This is a genomic window from Kitasatospora sp. NPDC048662 (assembly GCF_055587065.1).
In genome coordinates, this window is the sequence record NZ_JBVJHA010000001.1 from 24,567 (window position 1) to 38,430 (window position 13,864).

Annotated in this window: 12 protein-coding genes and 1 pseudogene; 9 read left to right on the plus strand and 4 right to left on the minus strand. The window is 72.9% G+C overall.

All coding sequences use genetic code 11. The features are described 5' to 3' along the window. The first annotated feature begins 202 nt into the window (after positions 1-202). From ACZ6R9_RS00125 to ACZ6R9_RS00140, 4 genes and pseudogenes are all read left to right on the plus strand, one after another. Positions 203-580, plus strand: a complete 378-nt coding sequence (locus ACZ6R9_RS00125) for a nuclear transport factor 2 family protein (protein WP_380487025.1) — start codon at positions 203-205, stop codon at positions 578-580. Positions 581-667: 87 nt separating this feature from the next. Continuing rightward, positions 668-1,564 carry a biotin--[acetyl-CoA-carboxylase] ligase gene (locus ACZ6R9_RS00130; protein ID WP_465535496.1) on the plus strand — a complete coding sequence of 299 codons (897 nt, stop codon included), beginning with the start codon at positions 668-670 and terminating at the stop codon, positions 1,562-1,564. Between the two features lie 185 nt (positions 1,565-1,749). Further along, positions 1,750-2,841: an adenylate/guanylate cyclase domain-containing protein gene (locus tag ACZ6R9_RS00135; protein ID WP_465535498.1), complete on the plus strand. Its 1,092-nt coding sequence runs from the start codon at positions 1,750-1,752 to the stop codon at positions 2,839-2,841. Positions 2,842-3,115: 274 nt separating this feature from the next. After that, positions 3,116-4,306, plus strand: a pseudogene (locus tag ACZ6R9_RS00140) (GGDEF domain-containing protein); the annotation flags it as partial. 762 nt (positions 4,307-5,068) lie between these two features. On the opposite strand, the gene ACZ6R9_RS00145 reads toward ACZ6R9_RS00140, so the two are convergent. Further along, positions 5,069-5,488: a DoxX family protein gene (locus tag ACZ6R9_RS00145; protein WP_380487033.1), complete on the minus strand. Its 420-nt coding sequence runs from the start codon at positions 5,486-5,488 to the stop codon at positions 5,069-5,071. A gap of 249 nt (positions 5,489-5,737) precedes the next feature. Here ACZ6R9_RS00145 and mmpB point away from each other — a divergent pair, with 249 nt between their 5' ends. Both mmpB and ACZ6R9_RS00155 read left to right on the plus strand, forming a co-directional pair. Continuing rightward, positions 5,738-5,872 carry a morphogenic membrane protein MmpB gene (gene mmpB, locus ACZ6R9_RS00150; protein ID WP_380487035.1) on the plus strand — a complete coding sequence of 45 codons (135 nt, stop codon included), beginning with the start codon at positions 5,738-5,740 and terminating at the stop codon, positions 5,870-5,872. A 10-nt stretch (positions 5,873-5,882) separates the two neighbouring features. After that, positions 5,883-6,494: a Maf family protein gene (locus ACZ6R9_RS00155; protein ID WP_380487037.1), complete on the plus strand. Its 612-nt coding sequence runs from the start codon at positions 5,883-5,885 to the stop codon at positions 6,492-6,494. Between the two features lie 9 nt (positions 6,495-6,503). Here the strand turns inward: ACZ6R9_RS00155 and ACZ6R9_RS00160 are convergent, their stop codons facing one another. Beyond that, positions 6,504-7,256 carry an alpha/beta hydrolase family protein gene (locus tag ACZ6R9_RS00160; RefSeq protein WP_465535502.1) on the minus strand — a complete coding sequence of 251 codons (753 nt, stop codon included), beginning with the start codon at positions 7,254-7,256 and terminating at the stop codon, positions 6,504-6,506. Positions 7,257-7,503: 247 nt separating this feature from the next. Between ACZ6R9_RS00160 and ACZ6R9_RS00165 the strand changes: the two genes are divergently transcribed. Both ACZ6R9_RS00165 and ACZ6R9_RS00170 read left to right on the plus strand, forming a co-directional pair. Further along, on the plus strand, positions 7,504-8,256 hold the full coding sequence (locus ACZ6R9_RS00165; protein WP_380487041.1) for a hypothetical protein: 753 nt from the start codon (positions 7,504-7,506) through the stop codon (positions 8,254-8,256). 231 nt (positions 8,257-8,487) lie between these two features. Further along, positions 8,488-10,257, plus strand: coding sequence for an acetyl/propionyl/methylcrotonyl-CoA carboxylase subunit alpha (locus tag ACZ6R9_RS00170; protein ID WP_380487043.1), 1,770 nt, complete (start codon positions 8,488-8,490; stop codon positions 10,255-10,257). A gap of 266 nt (positions 10,258-10,523) precedes the next feature. Here the strand turns inward: ACZ6R9_RS00170 and ACZ6R9_RS00175 are convergent, their stop codons facing one another. Beyond that, the gene (locus ACZ6R9_RS00175) at positions 10,524-11,438 is read right to left on the minus strand and encodes a DeoR/GlpR family DNA-binding transcription regulator (RefSeq protein WP_380487146.1); all 915 of its coding nucleotides are present in this window, start codon (positions 11,436-11,438) and stop codon (positions 10,524-10,526) included. A 198-nt stretch (positions 11,439-11,636) separates the two neighbouring features. Next, positions 11,637-13,154 (minus strand): NAD(P)H-quinone dehydrogenase, encoded by a 1,518-nt coding sequence (locus ACZ6R9_RS00180; RefSeq protein ID WP_465535503.1) that lies wholly within the window; start codon positions 13,152-13,154, stop codon positions 11,637-11,639. A 119-nt stretch (positions 13,155-13,273) separates the two neighbouring features. Between ACZ6R9_RS00180 and ACZ6R9_RS00185 the strand changes: the two genes are divergently transcribed. After that, positions 13,274-13,711 (plus strand): gamma-glutamylcyclotransferase family protein, encoded by a 438-nt coding sequence (locus tag ACZ6R9_RS00185; RefSeq protein WP_100587284.1) that lies wholly within the window; start codon positions 13,274-13,276, stop codon positions 13,709-13,711. Positions 13,712-13,864: the final 153 nt, after the last annotated feature.

Sequence of the window (13,864 nt, forward strand, 5' to 3'; positions counted from 1 at the left end):
GCGTGGAGGGTTACGGGCAGGGCGGCGCTGCGGTCTACCGTTGCGTAGCGTAGCCAGCCCGGGGGCCTGTGCGCCTATGGCCATCGACACATCGTGCCACTGCCCGGTTTGCGGGACGATAATGCGGCGTGCGGCCGTTGGCATCCCCGGCCGGTGCCGCGACCGGGACAAGCGCACGCGCAACGGCTGGTATTACTGGGGCATGGAGGAAGAGACGGCACGCTCCGCGATCGACACGTTCATCTCCGCGTTCAACGCCTCGGACGACAGCTATGTGACTGCCCTGCTCTCCCAGGCCCTGACCTCGGACGTGGTCTTCTGGGGGCCGCTGGGTCGCAGCGAAGGAATCGCGGCGGTCGAACGGTTCGTGCTGGACATCCGGCACCACCCGGCGGGGACCGGCACCATGGCACGCTGCTCGGCGGTGGACATGCCCGGCGAGTGGGCCCGGTACCAGTGGGTCTTCACCACCCCGGACGGAGGCCCCCGCCTGGCCGGAACGGACGTCGTCCACCTGCGGCGGAGCCTCATCGACCAGGTCATCGTCTTCGCGGGGGAGATCGAGCCGTCCGCCCCCTGAGCCGCCCCCGGCGGTCGAACGGACGCCACCGCGCATCCGACCGTCACGACCGCGGACCGGCGCGGTCGCCGCACTAGGGTGGGCCGGGTGAGCACACCCGAGAGCCCCCGCCCCCGCCGCTCCGGACTGCGCGGCTTCGGCCACGGCGGCCCGTCCCCGTGGACCGACCTGGACCGCCCCCCGCTCGACGAGGCGGCGCTGCGGCTCGACCTGCTGCGCCCCGGCGCACTGTGGACCTCACTCGATGTGGTGAGCGAGACCGGCTCCACCAACTCCGACCTGGCCGCCCGCGCCAAGAACGGCGCACCCGAGGGCGCGGTGCTGATCGCCGAGTCGCAGAGCGCCGCCCGCGGCCGGCTCGACCGCCGCTGGACGGCGCCGCCCCGCTCCGGACTGTTCCTGTCGGTCCTGCTGCGCCCGCAAGGCGTGCCGATGGAACGCTACGGCTGGCTGCCGATCCTGATCGGCACCGCCGCCTCCGCCACCCTCGACCGGATCGCCGGCGTCCCCACCGGCCTGAAGTGGCCCAACGACCTGCAGGCCGAGACCGACGGGCAGGAACGCAAGCTCGGCGGCATCCTCACCGAGCTCTCCGGCGGCGCCGTGATCGCCGGCCTCGGCCTGAACGTCTCACTGCGCCAGCCCGAACTGCCCGTCCCCACCGCCACCTCACTCGCCCTCGCGGGCGCCGAGACCACCGACCGGGCGACCCTGCTGCGCGCCCTGCTCCGCGAGTTCGCCGAACTGTACGGCGAGTGGACGGCCGCCGCGGGCGACCCGCACGCCAGCGGACTGCTGCCCGCGTACACCGCCCGCTGCACCACCCTGAACCGCCCCGTGAAGGTCCAACTCCCCGGCGAACGCGAGCTGCTGGGCGACGCGGTGGCCATCGACGGCGACGGCCGGCTGGTGGTCCGCACCCCCGACGGCACCCGGCACGCCGTCGCCGCCGGCGACGTGGTGCACGTCCGCCCGCAGAGCTGACCGGCCCGGTCTCACCCTGCGGAACCCTCGGACCGGCTGCCGGGCGGATGCCCCGGATTACGCGATTCCGTGCGAACATTCCACCTGGCAGCGGTGTGAGGCTCGCCACTACCCCCTGCGGTGGTCGCGTACCCGAACCCCGAGGACGGCAAGACACAAGTGCGCGAACGCACGGGGACGGACCGGTGACAGACAACGGCGGCGCCACCACGGGCTCCGGCAACGGCGGCACTCCCGCCGACGCGCCTGACGGGACGGACGAGACCACCGTCGCAACCGACCTGGAGCGGCTCATCCTCGACGCGCCACGCAAGTACACCCCGTACCAGGCCGCGCGCGCCGCCGAAGTCCCGATGGACCTCGCCACCCGTTTCTGGCGCGCCATGGGCTTCCCCGACATCGGCCAGTCCCGCGCCCTCAACGACAACGACGTGATCGCGCTGCGCCGCCTGGCCGGCCTGATCGAGTCCGGGCTGCTCAGCGAACCCATGGCGATCCAGGTCGCCCGCTCCACCGGCCAGACCACCGCGAGGCTGGCCGGCTGGCAGATGGACACCTTCCTGGACAACCTCACCCAGCCCGTCGAACCCGGCCTCACCCGCTCCGACGTCGCCTACCCCCTGGTCGAACTGCTCCTCCCCGAGCTGGAACAGTTCCTGGTGTACGTCTGGCGCCGCCAGCTCGCCGCCGTCACCGGCCGGGTCGTCCAGGCCGCCGAGGACCACGAGACCACCTCCGGCCGCCTCGCCGTCGCCTTCGCCGACCTGGTCGGCTTCACCCGGCTCTCCCGCCGCCTGGAGGAAGAGGAACTCGGCGAACTCGTCGAAGGCTTCGAGAACACCTGCTCCGACCTGATCGCCGGCCAAGGCGGACGCGTCGTCAAGACCCTGGGCGACGAGATCCTCTTCGTCTCCGAGGACCCGGCCACCGTCGCCGAGATCGCCCTGTCCCTGGTCGAAACCCTCGCCAAGGAGGACAACATGCCCGCCCTGCGCGTCGGCATGGCCTTCGGCACCGTCACCTCCCGCATGGGCGACGTCTTCGGCACCACCGTCAACCTGGCCTCCCGCCTCACCTCCATCGCCCCCAAGGACGCCGTCCTGGTCGACGGGGAACTCGCGACGGCGCTGGAACACAACGGCTCCGCGACTCTCCCCGAGGGGCCCCCTGCACCCGGCCACCGCTTCCACCTCCAGCCCATGTGGCGCCGCCCGGTCCGCGGCCTCGGCCTGGTCGAACCCTGGCTCCTGACGCGCACGCCTACCGCCGCCGGCTGAAAGCGCGAGCGGACGCGAAACCAGGGAGCGCACAACCAGGGGCGCGGGGAACTGCGCGAAGGGGAACGCACCAAACCGCAAGATCGCGACGCAGGACAATGACCTGCACTTGATCGCGACCTTGCGGATGGGCTTTGCGCTTGTCGCGCAGTTCCCCGCGCCCCCGGTTTCGCGCCCGCCTGCATCTCGCACCTCCATCCCCCATTCCGCCGAAATACCCCCATACCGCCATAGGCTGGAACGAACGGTCCTTGCGGGAGGGTATGTGGCGACGATGAGTGAGCAGGTTGCGGCGCCGGACTCGCGGTTGCAGGCGGTGGTGGAGCTCGCGCAGGCGATGGCCGGGGCGATGACGCCGCTGGAGGCGGTGCGCGCGGCGGCCGCGCGGGCGACGGCCGCGTTGGGGGCGACGATGGCGGCGGTCTCGGTGTGGGACCGCGAGTCGGGCCGGTTGCGGGTGCTGGTGAATCACGGGGAACTCGCGCCGGGCGAGGAGGAGCTGCCCGAGGACGAGTCGTACCCGGTCGCGGACTTCCCGGAGATCGTGACGTACCTGGAGGAGCACTGGACCACCGGCCGGCTCCCGAGGGCGTGGGTGCAGACGGCGGACGATCTGGGCCCGCACGCCGGGCACCCGCTCCCGGCCTCCGGCGCGTTCTGCCGCTCGCGCGCCGCAGGCTTGCGGCGGCGGGGCCGGGGCTGCTGCCTGGTCGCGCCGATCGTGCTGCACGGCCAGGCGTGGGGCGAGCTGTACCTGGCGCGCGGGATCGGGATGCCGGTGTTCACCGACGCCGACGCCGAGTACGCGACCCTGCTGGCCGCGCAGATCGCGGCGGGCCTCGCGCAGACCGAGCGGGTCGCCGATCTGCGCCGGCTGGCGTTCACGGACGCGCTGACCGGCCTGGCGAACCGTCGCGCGGTGGACGCCCGGCTGGAGGAGGCGTTGAAGGCGCACACCCGGGACGGCGTGGTGGTGTCGCTGGTGGTGTGCGACGTGAACGGGCTGAAACGGGTCAACGACCAGTTGGGCCACGAGATGGGCGACCGGCTGCTGGAGCGGTTCGCGCACCAGCTGTCGCTGTCGGCGGCGAAGCTGCCGGGCAGCCTCGCGGCGCGGCTCGGCGGGGACGAGTTCTGCCTGCTCACGGAGGGCCGGTCCGCGGACGAGGTGGTCGCGGTCGCGGAGGAACTGTGCGCCCGCGCGCTGGAGTTGACGGACGGCGAGGGCGTGGCCTGCGGAATCGCCTCGACCGGGGACTCGATCGGCCCGGTGACCACGGCGGACCGGCTGTTCCGGCTGGCCGACGCCGCCCAGTACCGGGCGAAGGCCGCCCGGGCGGCGCACCCGGTGGTGGCGGGGCGGGCCCACGGGCCGGGATTCGCGCCGGACCCGGTGGTGCAGCTCGCGGACAGCCGGCGCGCACCGACCGGGCGGCCGAACGGCGACCGGCGACGGTTCCGGGGCTCGGCGCACAGCGCGGACCCGGGGCAGCTGCTGGCCGCGGTGCTGGCGGCGCTGGACCAGGGCGGAGTCCAGGGCGCGGTGACGCACCCGGCCGACACCCTGGGGCGGCTGTCGGTGGTCGCGGAGACCGCCTCGCGGCTGCTCAACGCCGTCGGCTGGTGGGTGTCGTACGTACCGCCGGGCTCCCCCCTGATGCGCACCGCCCGGCACGCCGTGTACCGGATGACGGGCGGCCCGGCCTCGTCGCGGGCCCGGACCCAGCGGGCCCAGATCGAGGCCCCGGACGCGGTGTTCGACCTGCGGCACTACCCACTGACCGGCAAGGCAGTGACCGGCGGCTCGTTCGCCCTGCGGGTCGGCGCCCCGGGCAACGACCCCTCGGAAGAGGCCGTCATGGTGGTCTCCGGCTACCGCGCGATGGTCGCAGCCGGCGGCGCGAACCCTGCGGGCGGCTGGCTCCTGGAACTCTTCGCCGACGAGTCCACCCTCCCCCTCGGCCAAATCGCCCCCGCCCTCCGCGCCCTGGTCGCGGTGGCCCTCTCGGGTCCGTGCTCCCCGCCACCGCCCTGACGCGAGTGGATGCGGCGAGGGGCGCGGGGACCTGCGGGGGGGCGACTTCAGGGGCGCGGGGCCCTGCGCGAAGCGGAAGGCATCCCCCGCAAGATCGCGGCGCCGGCAATGACTTGCCATTGATCGCGACCTGACCGTTGCGTCGGCGCTTGTCGCGCAGTTCCACGCGCCCCTGTCCTCGTTCTCACCTGCTCAGCGAGCGAACTTGCGTCCGAGCGCGAAGCTGCCCGGCCCGAGCGCAGCGATGAGCAGGAAGGCCCAGCAGAAGAGCACCGCGGGCTCGCCGCCGTTCTGGAGCGGGAAGAGCGCGTTCTGCTGGTGGACGGTGAAGTACGCGTAGGCCATCGAGCCGGAGGCGACCAACGCGGCGGCCCGAGTGCCGATGCCGAGCAGGACGAGTGCGCCGCAGGCGAGTTGGATGACGGCGGCGTACCAGCCGGGCCAGCTGCCGGTGGGGACGGTGCCGCCGCCGTGCGCTCCGCCGAGGACGCCGAACAGGGAGGCAGCGCCGTGGCAGGCGAACAGCAGGCCGGTGACGGCCCGGTAGAGCGCGACGAAGTGCGGGCGGGCCGCGTCGGTGGCGGCTCTTGCGGTGGTGACGAGATCGGACATGGGACTCCTCAGCCGGAACCAGTGGGGTGGTCTGCCGTGCGTGCCCTGACCGGGAGTTGACCTGCCATGGGTTCGTGGGGGGGGGAATTCGGCGCCCCGCACGGCGCCGATCATGAACCGGACAAGTCAGTGGCTCCATTGCAGGGGGCCGGAGGCCCGGCGTCAAGCGGGCGTCCGAACCATCGCCCGTCCCCGGACTGAGTACGGATACTCAGGCGCCGCGCCGCCCGCCCGTTGCAGGCTGAACGAATGCTCTGGTCAGACCCCCGCGACGAGCCGTCACCCGAGGCCCGCGAAGTGCAGCGCAGACTGCGCCGCACGGCGGTGGTGCTGGCGGCGCTGGCCATGATCGCCACGGTGCTGGTGCTGGCCCGGCACGGCTAGGCTGGGGCGCATGACCGCTCGCCGCCCGCTCGTTCTCGCGTCCGCCTCCCCCGCCCGGCTGGGCCTGTTGCGGCAGGCGGGCCTGGATCCGCAGGTGCGGGTGAGCGGGGTGGACGAGGACGCGCTGTCCGCGCCGACGCCCGGCGAGCTCGCGCTGGTGCTCGCGGTGGCGAAGGCCGGAAAGATCGCCGGCGAGCTGGCCGCCGAGCCCGGTGAGCCGCCGATCGTGATCGGCTGCGACTCGGTGCTGGAACTGGACGGCCAGGCGCTCGGCAAGCCCGCCGACGCCGACGAGGCGATCGCGCGCTGGCGGTCGATGCGCGGCCGCGCGGGCGTGCTGCGCACCGGCCACTGCGTGATCGACACCGCCACCGGTCGGCAGGCGCAGGCGACGGCCTCCACCACCGTCCGGTTCGGCACCCCGGACGACGCCGAGGTCGCCGCCTACGTCGCCTCCGGCGAACCGCTGCACGTGGCCGGGGCGTTCACCCTGGACGGCCGCTCCGCACCGTTCGTGGAGGGGATCGACGGCGACCCCGGCAATGTGATCGGCCTGTCGCTGCCGCTGCTGCGCCACCTGCTCGCCGAGCTGGACGTGCGGATCACCGACCTCTGGGCCTGAGCGGACTGCTCAGCCCGCCGCGGGCGCGTGCTTGGCCAGGTAGGCCTGGACGTCGGGCAGGGCGCCGTCCTTGAGCAGCGGGGCGCCGTGGTTGCCGCCGGGGTAGATCTTCAGCTGCTTGTCCTCGGCCACCGAGGCCTCGTACAGCGCCTTGGCGTTGGCGTTGAACGGGGCGTCCAGTTCCTCGGCGGCGAAGTAGGTCGGGATCTTCACCGACGTGACCGCGAGCGCCGCGTTGAACTGGCTGAACACCTCGGGCGAGCTGAGCGAGACCACGGCCTTGACCGGCAGCGGGCTGTCCAGCTTGGCGGCGACCAGTGAGGCGGCGGCGCCCTTGGAGGCGCCGATCAGGGCGATGTTGGTGACGCCCTTCTCCTTGAGCTTTCCGGCGGCGGCCTTGATGCCCTCGGTGACGTCGCCCTCGGTGGTGAAGGCCAGCACGGCATACCCGGCCTTGGTGAAGTCGGCGAACACGGACGCCCATTCGCACAGCGAGCCGTTCAGCTGGTGGGAGAGGATCAGCCCGGTCTTCGCCCCGCCGGCGTCGGAGTCCTGGTAGTAGGCGTCCAGCTCGGTGCCGCCCGCGGTGCCCGCGTCGAGGGTGAAGGAACCCTTTGCCGCCTGCGCCTTCGTCAGGCACCCGTAGGTCGCGGCACTGGGCTCCGGCGTGGCCGCGGCCCTGGTCGAACTGCCGCTGCCGGAACAGGCGGTGAGCATCAGGGCGGCCGTGGTGAGTGCGACGGGCAGCATGGGACGCTTCACGATTCCCCCGTGAAATCTTCGGATTTGTGGTGGTGGCTGCGACGCTAGGGACAGCCCCGGAACCGGTCAATGGTCTGAACCATTCCGTTATGTCGGCCGACGAAGAGAGTGACCGGATTCCGGTTCGCAAGGTGCGGAATCGGACAGAACCGGGGCCGTACATCTGTTGCACAGTTCCACCCCTTGGGCGGGTGGGCCGCCGTTAGGCTGGCGAGCCGGACCGGAAAGGGGCGTTGGGAAGCGGAAAATGACCGATGGTGTGCTCAACGTCGTGCTGGGACTGGTCGCTTCGGCGATCAGCGCCGGCCTGGGCTGGCTGGCGCAGACGGTGCGCCGCCGGCGCCGGCTGGAGCGGGAGCGCGCGTTCTTCGGGCTGCAGTCCGGCGGCGAGGCGCTGCTGGTCGCCAACCGGCAGGTCTCCTCGGCCGATCCGCACAGCGTGGCCCGTGACGACGTGTACGCGCTGATGGAACTGGCCGCACTGGTCCGCGAGTGCGGGGCCCGGCCGGTACTGACCTCGCACGACGAGGTGCGTCAGGGGCTGGGCGACAAGCCCGAGTTCTGCGTGGGCGGCCCGGAGAGCAACGGGCGGACGGGTGCGCATCTGGCGTCCTGGCTGCCCGGCGCGGTGTTCGTCGCCCCGCCGGACGGCGCCGGGCATCCGGTGCGCACGCTGCTGGTCGGGGAGCGTGAGTTCGCGTTCCGGACGCCCGCCGAGCAGCCGGGCGGGACGGCGTACGTGCTGCTGGCCCGAATACACCTGCGGCCGGGCAGCCGGCCGGTGTTCCTGATCGCCGGTCAGACCGCGGTCTCCAACCACGCGGCGGTGCGCTACCTGGCCGCCCACCACCGCTCGCTGGCCCGCCGGCACGGCCCGGACGGGGCGTTCGCGGTGGTGCTGCGGGTGGTCAACGCCCGGGCGTACGGCCCGGACGTGGTCGAGTTCGAGGCGGACGTGACCGCCGAGGCGACCGCCCCGCCGCAGTCGGCGGCCGCTTGAACCATGCTCCGGTGTGGCTGAGGCCACCCGGTCCACCATATTTTTCCGCGCGGCACCGAGCGACACCCGAGCGGCCCCCGCGCGCCCCGCGACCTGCGGCGCGTCGCCAACCGCCGCCGTCCGTACGGAAGTCGGGAAACCCGAGCGTGTGAGCACGCTCACCACCAGGGACTACTCGCCGGTAGCGCCCTCCAATCCATAGACTCGACGAGGTTCGAGAAGGGAGCCACAGTGCGCAAGGTGCTCATCGCCAATCGCGGCGAAATCGCTGTCCGCGTCGCCCGGGCGTGCCGGGATGCCGGTATCGCGAGTGTCGCCGTGTATGCCGAGCCGGACCGGGACGCGCTGCACGTGCGGGCGGCCGACGAGGCGTACGCGCTGGGCGGCGACACCCCCGCGAGCAGCTACCTGGACATCGCGAAGGTCCTGAAGGCGGCCGCCGATTCGGGCGCGGACGCGATCCACCCCGGCTACGGCTTCCTGTCCGAGAACGCCGAGTTCGCGCAGGCCGTGATCGACGCCGGCCTGACCTGGATCGGCCCGCCGCCGCAGGCGATCCGCGACCTGGGCGACAAGGTCACCGCCCGGCACGTGGCGCAGCGCGCGGGCGCCCCGCTGGTGGCGGGTACCGCCGACCCGGTGTCGGGTGCCGAGGAGGTGGTCGCGTTCGCGTCGGAGCACGGCCTGCCGGTCGCCATCAAGGCGGCGTTCGGCGGCGGCGGCCGCGGCCTGAAGGTCGCCCGCACGCTGGAGGAGATCCCGGAGCTGTACGAGTCGGCGGTGCGCGAGGCGGTGGCCGCGTTCGGCCGCGGCGAGTGCTTCGTCGAGCAGTACCTGGACAAGCCGCGGCACGTGGAGACCCAGTGCCTGGCCGACCAGCACGGCAACGTGGTGGTCGTCTCGACCCGTGACTGTTCGCTGCAGCGCCGCCACCAGAAGCTGGTCGAGGAGGCCCCCGCGCCGTTCCTGACGGCCGAGCAGAACGCGGAGCTGTACCGGGCGTCCAAGGCGATCTTGCGCGAGGCGGGCTACGTCGGCGCCGGCACCTGCGAGTTCCTGGTCTCCCAGGACGGCCTGATCTCCTTCCTGGAGGTCAACACCCGCCTCCAGGTCGAGCACCCGGTGTCCGAGGAGGTCACCGGCATCGACCTGGTCCGCGAGATGTTCCGGATCGCCGACGGCGAGGAGCTCGGCTACGACGACCCGGAGGTCCGCGGCCACTCCTTCGAGTTCCGGATCAACGGCGAGGACCCGGGCCGCAACTTCCTGCCCGCGCCCGGCACCGTGACGCTGTTCGCCCCGCCGTCCGGCCCGGGCGTGCGCCTGGACGCCGGCGTGGAGTCCGGCTCGGTCATCGGCCCGGCCTGGGACTCGCTGCTGGCCAAGCTGATCGTCACCGGCACCGACCGCAAGCAGGCCCTGCAGCGCGCCAAGCGCGCCCTGGAGGAGTTCAAGGTGGAGGGCATGGCCACCGCCATCCCGTTCCACCAGGCCGTGGTCACCGACCCGGCGTTCGCCCCCGAGGTGCACGGCTCCGAGGGCCCGTTCCAGGTCTACACCCGCTGGATCGAGACCGAGTTCGACAACACCATCCCGGCGTTCACCGGCGCCGGCGGCGACGGCGAGGAGCCCGAGGGCCGCGAGACCGTGGTGGTCGAGGTCGGCGGCAAGCGCATCGAGGTGTCGCTGCCGTCCTCGCTGGGCGTCGCCTCGGCCCCGGCCGCCGGCGCGGGCAAGGCGAAGCGCCGGGTGGGTGCCAAGAAGGCCGCCTCCGCGGTCTCCGGCGACACCCTGGCCTCGCCGATGCAGGGCACCATCGTCAAGGTCGCCGTCGAGGAGGGCCAGGTGGTCGCCGAGGGCGAGCTGATCGTGGTCCTGGAGGCGATGAAGATGGAGCAGCCGCTGAACGCCCACAAGGCGGGCACCGTGGTCGGCCTGAAGGCCGAGGTCGGCCAGTCGGTCTCCAGTGGCGCCGCGCTCTGCGAGATCAAGGACGTCTGATCCGTCCAGGAGGGCGGCGGGAGTTCACGAACTCCCGCCGCCCTTCGGCATGTTCGGCCGCTCGGCCGGGTCCGGCGCCGACTCCCCGGCTCGACCGGCGCGGTGCGGACGGCCCGCTGCCCCCGGGTCGCGGGGCCGCACCCGCCGCGCGCATCGTCAATTCCCTTGCGCCGTCGAGCCGTTCACCCGCTGCGTCGATGGGGTCGGACGCCACGAGCGGGGCGGTCCGGGCGGCCGGAGCGCGGTGGCCGCCCGGCCGGAAGCGGTCAGCGGATGCGCTCGGCGAGCCGGGTGGCGACCGGCAGCGGCCCGTGCGGGGCAGGACGGCGCTGGCCGGGCAGCGGGGTGCCGGGGGCCAGGCCGGGCGGCGGGACGGGACGGCGCGGCACCGCCGGGGACGGCTGCGGATGCGCCGCCGAGGCCTCGGCGAGCAGCCCGAGCGCGGCCACCGAGACCTGCACCCCCCGGTCGGCGAGCGCGTCGAGTTCGCGGGCCGTCAGCTCCTCGGCGGCGGTGTGCTCGTCGGTGACCAGCCGGGTGATCCCGTCGGTGGCGACGGTCTGGAACATGCTGTCCGCGCCGAGCTTGGTGTGGTCGGCGAGGACGATCACCTCGTTGGCGGACTGCACCAGGGCCCGGTCGACGCTGGCAGAGAGCATGTTGGCGGTGGACAGGCCGCGCTCGGCGGTCAGCCCGCTGCCGGAGATGAAGGCCTTGGTGACCCGCAGCCCGGCCAGCGACTGTTCGGCGCCGCTGCCCACCAGCGCGTAGTTGGAGCCGCGCAGGGTGCCGCCCGTCATCACCACCTCGACGCGGTTGGCGTGCGCCAGCGCCTGGGCGACCAGCAGCGAGTTGGTGACCACCGTCAGCCCGGGCACCCGGGCGAGCCGGCGGGCCAGTTCCTGGGTGGTGGTGCCGGCGCCGACCACGATGGCGTCGCCCTCCTCGACCAGGCCCGCGGCGAGATCGGCGATGACGCTCTTCTCGGCCGCGGCGAGGTGGGTTTTCTGCGGATAGCCGGGCTCCCGGCTGAAGCCGCCGGGGAGCACCGCGCCGCCGTGCCGGCGGTCGAGCAGCCCTTCGGCCTCCAGCGCCCGGACGTCCCGGCGGACGGTGACTTCGGAGGTCTGGACGACGCGGGCCAGCTCTCGGAGCGACACGGCTCCGTTGGCGCGCACCATCTCAAGGATCAACTGGCGACGTTCTGCAGCAAACACAGAACCGACGGTAACCCGAGTGACCGTCTGCTTTCAGGCGTTTGCACCTGGTAACTGGATTTGCTCACCTGGGAGCGGCGCACGACCGTACAATGCGCGCTCCGCCGGGCGGGTGAGCCGGGCGGCGTGCGCCCGGCTCGGCCCGAACGAGCCGGTGGAGCCTCAGGAACCGGCGCCCTCGCGCTTGCGAATGTGCAGCTGACGGGCCGCCTCGGCGGTGGAGCCGGACAGCGACGGGTAGACGGTGAAGGTGTTGGCCACCTGCTCGACCGTCAGGTTGTTGTCCACCGCCAGCGAGATGGAGTGGATCAGCTCGGAGGCACGCGGCGCGACCACCACACCGCCCACCACGATGCCGGTGCCGGGGCGGGCGAACAGCTTCACGAAGCCGTCCCGGATGCCCTGCATCTTGGCCCGCGGGTTGCCGCGCAACGGGAGCTTGATCTCGACCGCGTCCATCTTTCCGCAGGACACGTCGGCGTGGGTGTAGCCGACAGTGGCGATCTCCGGGTCGGTGAACACGTTGGACGCCACGGTCTTCAGGTTCAGCGGCTGCACCGCGTCGCCGAGCGCGTGGTACATGGCGATCCGGCCCTGCATGGCGGCCACCGAGGCCAGCATGAACACGCCGGTGCAGTCACCGGCCGCGTACACGCCGGGGGCGGAGGTGCGGGAGACCCGGTCCACCTTGATCTGGCCCCAGTCGTTGACCGCGACGCCGGCCTCCTCCAGGCCCAGGTCCGCGGTGTTGGGGATGGAGCCGACCGCCATCAGACAGTGCGTACCGGTGATCACCTTGCCGTCGGACAGCGTCACCTCGACCCGGTCGCCGATCCATCCCTCCTTGCCCGCCTCCGGCGAGGAGGGTCCCTGTGTGTCTTCTGCCCGTGCCGAAACCCTCTTCACCGTCTCCGCGCGCGAACGGCTCATCACGTTCATGCCGCGGCGACGGAACACGTCCTCCAACACCTCGGCGGCGTCCGGGTCCTCGCCCGGCAGCACCCGGTCGCGCGAGGAGACCAGCGTGACGTTCGAGCCCAGCGCCTGGTAGGCACCGGCGAACTCGGCGCCGGTGACGCCGGAGCCGACCACGATCAGCTCGCGCGGCAGCTCCTCCAGGTCGTACACCTGCGTCCAGGCCAGGATCCGCTCGCCGTCCGGCTGGGCGTCGGGGAGTTCGCGCGGGCGCACGCCGGTGGCGATCAGCACCGCGTCGGCCCGCAGCACCTCCACGCTGCCGTCGGCGTGGTCGACCAGCACCTCGCGGGAGCCGTCGATGGCCTGCCCGCCGCCGCCCAGCCGGCCGCGGCCGCGCAGCACGGTGACGCCGGCCCGGGTCACGGCCTGGGTGATGTCGTGCGACTGGGCGATCGCCAGCCGCTTCACCCGTCGGTTCACCTTGCCGAGGTCCACCCCGACCACCCGGGCCGGGTCGGCGGCGTCCGGCGTGCCGTCCGCGACCAGGATGCCGAGTTCCTCGTACGAGCTGTCGAAGGTAGTCATCACCTCGGCGGTGGCGATCAGCGTCTTGGACGGCACGCAGTCCGTCAGCACCGCCGATCCGCCCAGACCGTCGCGATCGACGACGGTCACCTCCGCGCCGAGCTGGGCGGCCACGAGGGCCGCCTCGTATCCGCCTGGTCCGCCACCGATGATCACGATCCGAGTCACGTGCTCCATTGTCCCGCACCCCGGAACGGATTCCACGCCGGGGCCGTTGTTGACGACCCTTGCGCCCGGGCCGATCCCCCGGGTAGGGACGCGGGCCGCCGGCGGGCCGCTCCCGTAGGCTGGCGGTCATGTCGCTCTATGCCGCCTACGCCACCAACCTCGACGCCCGGCAGATGAGCCGCCGCGCCCCGCACTCCCCGCTGCGCGGCTCCGGCTGGCTGCCCGGCTGGCGGCTGACCTTCGGCGGCGAGCAGCTGGGCTGGGAGGGCTCGCTGGCCACCGTGGTGGAGGACGAGAAGGAGCAGGTCTTCGTCTCGCTGTACGACGTCGCCCCGATGGACGAGGACGGCCTGGACCGCTGGGAGGGCGTGCAGCTCGGCATCTACCGCAAGGTGAAGCTGCGCGCGCAGACCCTGGACGGTGAAGTCGCGGTGTGGACGTACGTGCTGAACGACTACGAGGGCGGCCTGCCCGCCGCCCGCTACCTCGGCCTGATCGCGGACGCCGCGGAGAGCGCCGGCGCCCCCGACGACTACGTGCTGGACCTGCGCCACCGCCCCTGCTGACCGCGCCTCCGCGGCTGCCCCGGCCGGGAGTTCGGCCGACGCAACCTCCACTGCCCGCTGCGCCGGGCCGGGACGAATACTGGCGTTCCGTGCATTCCGGGTAACGATCCGGCATGGCTCGGGCCAGTTGTCTACGCGCGTAGGCAGATGTGA